Origin of the sequence: Actinomadura sp. KC345, from assembly GCF_004348515.1 — a bacterium.
Lineage (GTDB): Bacteria > Actinomycetota > Actinomycetes > Streptosporangiales > Streptosporangiaceae > Spirillospora.
In genome coordinates this window covers 1-7,158 of sequence record NZ_SMKH01000355.1, presented here as the reverse complement: position 1 = coordinate 7,158, position 7,158 = coordinate 1, and the positions used below count along the sequence as shown (strand labels likewise).

Annotated in this window: 8 protein-coding genes and 1 pseudogene; 4 read left to right on the top strand and 5 right to left on the bottom strand. The window is 70.6% G+C overall.

What is annotated here, in order from left to right; all coding sequences use genetic code 11:
* A pseudogene (locus E1281_RS35055) lies at positions 1-244 on the top strand (TetR/AcrR family transcriptional regulator); the annotation flags it as partial.
* A gap of 142 nt (positions 245-386) precedes the next feature.
* Here E1281_RS35055 and E1281_RS35050 read toward each other — a convergent pair.
* Positions 387-1,121, bottom strand: a complete 735-nt coding sequence (locus tag E1281_RS35050; RefSeq protein ID WP_131884000.1) for a helix-turn-helix transcriptional regulator — start codon at positions 1,119-1,121, stop codon at positions 387-389.
* A gap of 11 nt (positions 1,122-1,132) precedes the next feature.
* The gene (locus E1281_RS42900) at positions 1,133-1,435 is read right to left on the bottom strand and encodes a hypothetical protein (RefSeq protein ID WP_347813332.1); all 303 of its coding nucleotides are present in this window, start codon (positions 1,433-1,435) and stop codon (positions 1,133-1,135) included.
* Between E1281_RS42900 and E1281_RS42895 the strand changes: the two genes are divergently transcribed.
* Together E1281_RS42895 and E1281_RS42345 are read left to right on the top strand one after the other, a co-directional pair.
* Positions 1,319-1,597, top strand: coding sequence for a hypothetical protein (locus E1281_RS42895; protein WP_347813331.1), 279 nt, complete (start codon positions 1,319-1,321; stop codon positions 1,595-1,597). The genes E1281_RS42900 and E1281_RS42895 overlap by 117 nt on opposite strands.
* On the top strand, positions 1,485-1,745 hold the full coding sequence (locus tag E1281_RS42345; protein ID WP_347813330.1) for a hypothetical protein: 261 nt from the start codon (positions 1,485-1,487) through the stop codon (positions 1,743-1,745). The genes E1281_RS42895 and E1281_RS42345 overlap by 113 nt, the downstream gene beginning before the upstream one ends.
* A gap of 244 nt (positions 1,746-1,989) precedes the next feature.
* On the opposite strand, the gene E1281_RS35040 is transcribed toward E1281_RS42345, so the two are convergent.
* The 3 genes from E1281_RS35040 to guaB all read right to left on the bottom strand — a co-directional run bounded on the left by E1281_RS35040 (position 1,990) and on the right by guaB (position 6,649).
* Positions 1,990-3,723 carry a glycerol-3-phosphate dehydrogenase/oxidase gene (locus tag E1281_RS35040; RefSeq protein ID WP_131883999.1) on the bottom strand — a complete coding sequence of 578 codons (1,734 nt, stop codon included), beginning with the start codon at positions 3,721-3,723 and terminating at the stop codon, positions 1,990-1,992.
* 142 nt (positions 3,724-3,865) lie between these two features.
* Complete coding sequence (locus E1281_RS35035; protein ID WP_131884001.1) at positions 3,866-4,981, bottom strand: GuaB3 family IMP dehydrogenase-related protein; 1,116 nt, start codon at positions 4,979-4,981, stop codon at positions 3,866-3,868.
* 171 nt (positions 4,982-5,152) lie between these two features.
* Positions 5,153-6,649, bottom strand: coding sequence for an IMP dehydrogenase (gene guaB / locus E1281_RS35030; protein ID WP_131883998.1), 1,497 nt, complete (start codon positions 6,647-6,649; stop codon positions 5,153-5,155).
* 233 nt (positions 6,650-6,882) lie between these two features.
* Here guaB and E1281_RS35025 point away from each other — a divergent pair.
* Positions 6,883-7,158: DUF5319 family protein (locus E1281_RS35025; RefSeq protein WP_131883997.1), on the top strand; the 276-nt coding region annotated here is incomplete at its 3' end.

Sequence of the window (7,158 nt, the reverse complement as noted above, 5' to 3'; positions counted from 1 at the left end):
GTTCTGGCTCTACGGCATGCGCGACTACGCCGCCGGCTGGCGCATCGCCGACTGGTACGCCGAACGCCGCGCCCAGCTGGCGAGCGAACTGGACCCCACCGGAGCCATAACCCCCCACGACCGCGCCACCCTGGCCTTGGCCCTCGACTTCGGCCTGGCCTTCCAACACCTCCTGGACCCGTCCCGAGTCCCCGCCGACCTATACAAAACCGGCAAGAACCTGATGCTCGGCCACAACCCATGACCACCGCACGCGACGACCTGCCCCCGGTGCGCGGCCCGGATTCGTGTGGCCACCGGGCCCCGCACGGACGGAAGCGTCAGCGTTTCATCAAGGCGAAGACTCCCCCAAGATCGTTCTCAGCGCCAACGGCAGTCCGCCGCGATCAGTCGAAGTAGTGGCCTGGTGTGACGCCGACGGTGCGGTGGAAGGCGGCGACGAAGGCCGAAGGTGTGGAGTAGCCGACCCGGGATGCGACTCGATGGACGGGCGCCCCGGCGGCCAGCTGGGACAGGGCGGCGGCGATGCGCAGATGGGTTCGCCACATCGGGAACGTCATGCCGGTGTCGTGTTTGAAGGCGCGGGCCAGGGTGCGGCCGCTGGCCCCGACCACCCGGCCCCATTGCGTGAGTGTGCGCTGGTCAGCGGGGTCACAGGTGAGCAGGTCGGCGACGCGGCGGGCGCGGTCGTCGGTGGGAAGCGGCACGTGAACGGTGGTGGCGGGCAGTGGCGAGACCAGATCGAACATGACGGCCTCGGCACGGGCACGGGCATCCGGAGGAAGACCGGTGGCGATGTGCTCGATGAGCTGTCCGAGGAGGCCGGAGGTGTCGATGACGGTCGGCTCGGAGAACTCGATCGGGCACATGTCAGGGGCGAGATAGAGGCTGACCAGGCTGGTCGACCCGCCGGCGAGCACGTCGTGGTCGACGCCGGCGGGGATCCACAGTGCGCGGGCGCGCGGCAGCACCCACGTCCGTTCGCCTGCACCCATGGTCAGCACGCCGCGCGATGCCCAGGCGAGTTGATGGAACGGATGAGCGTGGGTGGGGAACCGTGCGCCGTCACCGAGCGAATCCGCTCGGACGGCCACGACACCCGACTGTCCTGTTGGCGACATCGATTGTCATGCTACGCCGTTGTGGACATCCTCGACCGATCCCTACGGTGGTCGGAATGAACCGGAACCACCTCACGCTCCTGGCCAGCGAGGATTGGCGCAACGTCCTTCGGGACCTGGTCCTCCCGTTCGCGTTCGACGGCGGCACGCCGGGCGATCTCGGTGACGACCCGCTCGAAGTGGGCCCGGGGCCGGGCCTGACCACCGATATCCTCCTCGCGCACGTCCCCCGCCTGACGGCGATCGAGCTCGATCCAGCGCTCGCGGACGCGCTGGCGGCGCGCACCGACCCTGCTCGCCTGACGGTCGTCCACGGCGATGCCTTTCGAGCGCGGGCGCTTCAGCGGCGCCGCCGGATTCACGATGCTGCACCACGTTCCCGACGCGGTCGATCAAGACCGGCTTTTCACGGAGGTTTGCCGTGTGCTGCGGCCCGGCGGGGTGTTCATCGCCACCGACGGTCTCGCCAGCGATGACATGGAGGCATTCCACGACGGTGACATCTACAACCCGATCGAGCCGGCGACGTTGGAGACGCGCCTGCTCGAAGCCGGCTTCGACCACGTCGAGGTACGCGTCGTCCCCGACCGCGCTTGGGCGGCTCGGGCTCTCAAGCCGACCTAGTGAAGGCACCACGCCCATAGGGAAGCCGGGACACGCCCACCCGCACCCACTACACCACCGTCCTCAGCCACCACCGCAACCACGCGACAACGCCAACAGTCGCGATCGCGTCCGAAGGCAGGTTTCGAGCCTGCGAGAAACCTGATCGCGCAGCGAGCCGCTAGGCGAGACGGAGCGATGCAGCGATCGCACCGTGGTTCCCGCCGAAGGCGCGCCAGCGCCTGACGCCAAGGGGAACTACAAACTACGCAGTAGGAACGATGTCGGGGGCGCCTCGGCGGTGGGCGTCGGCTTCCTGGTCGCCGTCCTGGGATTGGGAGGCGCGTTCGGCTTCCACGCGCTTGCGGTAGTACTCGATCTCGCGGTCGCGCTGCTTCTTGGACCAGCCGAGGACGGGGGCCAGGAGGTCGGCGGCCTCCTGGGCCACGCCGACACCGCGGTCCCAGGTTTCGATGGAGATGCGGGTGCGGCGAGCGAGGACGTCGTTGAGGTGGCGGGCGCCCTCGTGGCTGGCGGCGTAGACGATCTCCGCACGGAGGTAGTCGTCGGCGCCGGTGAGGGGTTTGGCGAGGTCGGACTTCTCGGAGATCAGTTCCAGGAGGTCGTCCACGAGCGTGCCGTAGCGGCGCAGGAGGTGTTCGATGCGGGCGACGTGGAGGCCGGAGCGGGACGCCAGGCGGTGGCGCGAGTTCCACATGGCCTGGAAGCCGTCGCCACCGACGAGGGGGATGCGGTCGGTGCAGGACTCGGGGATCTTGCCGTCGAGACCGTGGGCGACGGCGTCGATGGCGTCCTGGGCCATGACGCGGTAGGTGGTGTACTTGCCGCCCGCGACGAGGACGAGGCCCGGGACGGGGTGGGCGACGACGTGCTCGCGGGACAGCTTGGAGGTCTGGTCGGTCTCGCCGGTGAGCAGGGGACGCAGGCCCGCGTAGACGCCTTCCACGTCGTCGTGGGTGAGAGGTGTGGTGAGGACCCGGTTGACCTGGTCCAAGACGTAGTCGATGTCGGCCTTGGAGGCGGCGGGGTGGGCCTTGTCGAGGTCCCAGGCGGTGTCGGTGGTGCCGACGATCCAGTGGCGGCCCCACGGGATCACGAAAAGGACGGACGTCGCGGTACGCAGGAGGATCCCGGTCGCGGAGTGGATGCGGTCCTTCGGGACGACGAGGTGGATGCCCTTGGACGACTTCACGTGGATCTGCCCGCGGCCGCCGACGAGCTCCTGGATGTCGTCGGTCCACACGCCGGTGGCGTTGACGACCTGCTTGGCGCGGACCTCGCTGGTCGTGTTGCCCTCAAGGTCGCGGATGCGCAGGCCGGTGACGCGTTCCCCCTCGCGCAGGAAGCCCAGGACCTGGGTCCGGGACGCGATCTGCGCGCCGTACTCGGCGGCCGTCCGCAACGCCATCATGACGAAGCGGGCGTCGTCGACCTGCGCGTCCCACAGCTGGATGGCGCCGGTGAAGGAGTCCTTGCGCAGGGACGGGGCGAGCCGCAGCGCGCCGCGCCGCGTCAGGTGCTTGTGGTGCGGCACGCCGCGGGTGCTGCCCATCTGGAACGCGAGTGCGTCGTACAGCGCCACGCCGGCGCCGAGGTACGCGCGCTCCCACACGCGGTGCGTGGTGGGCAGCAGGAACGGGACGGGCTTCACCAGGTGCGGGGCGATCTGCTGCAGCAGCAGTCCCCGTTCGGTGAGCGCCTCCCGGACGAGGTCGAAGTTGTACTGCTCCAGGTACCGCAGGCCGCCGTGGATCAGCTTGGACGAGCGCGACGACGTCCCGGAGGCGAAGTCGCGGGCCTCGACCACCGCCACCGACAGCCCCCGGGTGGCCGCGTCGAGCGCCGCGCCGGCGCCGACGATGCCGCCGCCGACCACGACGACGTCGAACTCCTCGCGGGCCATCCGGTCCAGCGCCGCGGCCCGCTCGGCCGGACCGAGCCGGGAGCTGCCCAGGCCCGTCACAGGTGATCCCGTCATCGCGATTCCCCCCATAGCGGTTACGTTTCCGAGCTTTCCTACCCAAGGGTAGGGATGGGTCCACCCCGGAAACGAACGATTCCGCGTGGCTTCGCTCGCAATGAGCGACCCGACCGGGGTTCGCGGGCCCCGCGGACGAAGATCAGTCGTTGGACCGGCGGGGGGCCACCACGACCTGTACCCGCTGGAACTCCTTCAACTCCGTGTAGCCGGACGTGGCCATCGCGCGGCGCAGGGCCCCGATCAGGTTCATCGACCCGTCCGCGACATGGGACGGCCCGTGCAAAATCTGCTCCATGGTCCCGATGCTCCCGAGCTCGATGCGCGAGCCGCGGGGGACGTCGCCGTGGTGGGCCTCGCTGCCCCAGTGGTAGCCGCGCCCCGGTGCCTCGGTGGAGCGGGCGAACGGCGACCCGACCATGACGGCGTCGGAGCCGCAGGCGAACGCCTTGGCGATGTCGCCGCTGTTGACCATGCCGCCGTCGGCGATCACGTGCACGTAGCGTCCGCCGGACTCGTCCATGTAGTCGCGGCGGGCGGCGGCCACGTCCGCGACCGCGGTCGCCATCGGGACCGCCACGCCGAGGACGGTCCGCGTGGTGTGCCCGGACCCGCCGCCGAACCCGACCAGCACGCCCGCCGCGCCGGTGCGCATCAGGTGCAGCGCCGCCGTGTAGGTGGAGCAGCCGCCGACGATGACGGGGACGTCCAGGTCGTAGATGAACTGCTTGAGGTTCAGCGGCTCGGCGCGCCCCGACACGTGCTCGGCGGACACGGTGGTGCCGCGGATCACGAACAGGTCGACGCCCGCGTCGATGACGGCCTTGTGGAACTGGGCGGTGCGCTGCGGCGACAGCCGGGCCGCCACGGTGACGCCCGCCTCGCGGATCTCCTCGATCCGGCGGCCGATCAGCTCCTCCTTGATCGGCTCGGTGTAGATCTCCTGGAGCCGCTGCGTGGCGCGCACGCCGTCCAGCGAGGCGATCTCGGCGAGCAGCGACTCGGGGTTCTCGTAGCGCGTCCACAGCCCTTCGAGATCGAGGACCGCGAGCCCGCCGAGCCGTCCGACCGCGATCGCGGTGGCGGGGCTGACCACGCTGTCCATCGGCGCCACGACCAGCGGCATCTCGAAGCGGTAGGCGTCGATCTGCCAGGCGACGCTGACCTCCTCGGGATCGCGCGTCCGGCGGGACGGCACGATGCCGATGTCGTCGAAGGCGTACGCCCGGCGGCCGCTCTTGCCACGGCCGATCTCCACCTCAGCAGCCACTGCGCCCTTCCTCTTCCTTGCCCCGGCCTTCACCCGTCGGCGGGTGAGACCCCTGCGCCACGTTCCCGCCCGCTGCGGAAACAAGCCCAGAAGAGCTTACGTCAGCCGCCCGGCGCCCACGCCACACACCTCGCTCCCGACCCGGTGGCCGGGCGGAGGTCAGCGGCCCTGGTAGTTGGGGGCCTCCACGGTCATCTGGATGTCGTGGGGGTGACTTTCGCGGAGGCCGGCGGAACTGATCCGCATGAGCCGGCCGCGTTCCTGAAGCTCGGGGATCGTGCGCGTCCCGGCGTACCACATGGACTGGTGGAGGCCGCCGATGAGCTGGTGCGCGACGTTGGCGAGGGGGCCGCGGTAGGGCACCTGGCCCTCCACGCCCTCGGGGATCAGCTTCTCCTCGCTGTTGACGTCGGCCTGGGCGTAGCGGTCCTTGGAGAACGAGGCGCCGCGCTCCCGGTTGCGCATGGCGCCGAGCGAGCCCATCCCGCGGTACGACTTGTACTGCTTGCCGTGGACGAAGATCAGCTCGCCGGGGGACTCCTCGACGCCGGCGAGCAGGCTGCCGAGCATGACCGTGTCGGCGCCGGCGACCAGGGCCTTGGCGATGTCGCCGGAGTACTGGACGCCGCCGTCGCCGATCACCGGGACGCCGGCCTCCTTCGCGGCGCGGGCCGCCTCGGCGATCGCGGTGATCTGCGGGACGCCGACACCGGCGACGATGCGGGTCGTGCAGATGGAGCCGGGGCCCACGCCGACCTTGACGGCGTCGGCGCCCGCGTCGGCCAGGAGTTTCGCGCCCGCGTACGTGGCGACGTTGCCGCCGACGACCTGGACCGCCGCGTGGCCCTTGATGGCGGCGATCGTGTCGGCGACGCCCTTGGAGTGGCCGTGCGCGGTGTCCACGACGATCACGTCGGTCCCGGCCTCGATCAGGGCGCGGGCGCGGCGGATCGCGTCCTCGCCGACTCCGACGGCGGCGGCGACGAGCAGCCGTCCGTCCGCGTCCTTGGTGGAGTCGGGGTACTGCTCGCTCTTGGTGAAGTCCTTGGTGGTGATCAGGCCCTTGAGGCGGCCGTCGGGGTCCACGAGCGGGAGCTTCTCGACCTTGTTGCCCCGCAGCAGGCGGAACGCCTCGTCCCGCGACACGTCGACCGGCGCCGTGACCAGCGGCATCGGCGTCATGACCTCGCGCACCGAACGGGAGAGGTCGGATTCGAAGCGCATGTCCCGGTTGGTCACGATGCCGACCAGGACGCCCCGGACGTCGGTGACCGGCACGCCCGAGATCCGGTACAGGGAGCACAGTTCCTCGACGTCGGCGAGCGTCGCGTCCGGCAGGCAGGTCACCGGATTGGTGATCATTCCGGCCTCGGAGCGCTTGACCCGGTCCGCCTTCTCCGCCTGCTCCTCGATCGACATGTTGCGGTGCAGGACGCCGATGCCGCCCTGCCGCGCCATCGCGACCGCCGTGCGGGCCTCGGTCACCGTGTCCATCGCCGCCGAGGCGAGGGGAATGCGCAGCGAGATCTCGCGGGTCAGGCGGGTCGTGGTGTCGGCCTCGCCGGGCTGCAGGTCGGAGTAGCCCGGCAGCAGCAGCACGTCGTCGAAGGTCAGGCCCTGCGGGAGGATCTTGTCAGGCTCTGCGGCGGGGTTCATGACAACCTTCCCGGTAGTGGTGGCGACATCGGGCCAGGTCACGGCGACCCTGTCCCCATGGTAGGGCGTGGATCCGCGCCGGGACGGCGGGTTGCGCACGGCGGGCACGTGGTCTTGATGACATCTCGCAACAATCGGGGCGGCGCCGGGCATTCCCACTTTGCGTGATCGTTCGCGTACGGAGAAGACCGGGGGGTGCACCTCGCGGGGCGTCAAGCAGTAGCGTGGTGGATGTGCACGACGATGCTCCGCTCGACCCGTTCGCCGGGGACCCGGAGGACCCGGCGGCGTCGCTCGGCGACCCCGGCGACGAGAGCGCTCCGCTCAGCGTGACGGAGCGCGAGGACGTGCTGGCCGACCTCGCCGACCTGGAGGTCTTCCGCGCCCTGTTGGAGCCGCTCGGAGTGCGCGGCCTCACCGTCGACTGCGGCGACTGCGGCAAGCTCCACTACATCGACTGGGACCTGCTGCACGGCAACCTGCGCCACCTCCTGGACGAGGGGCTCCCC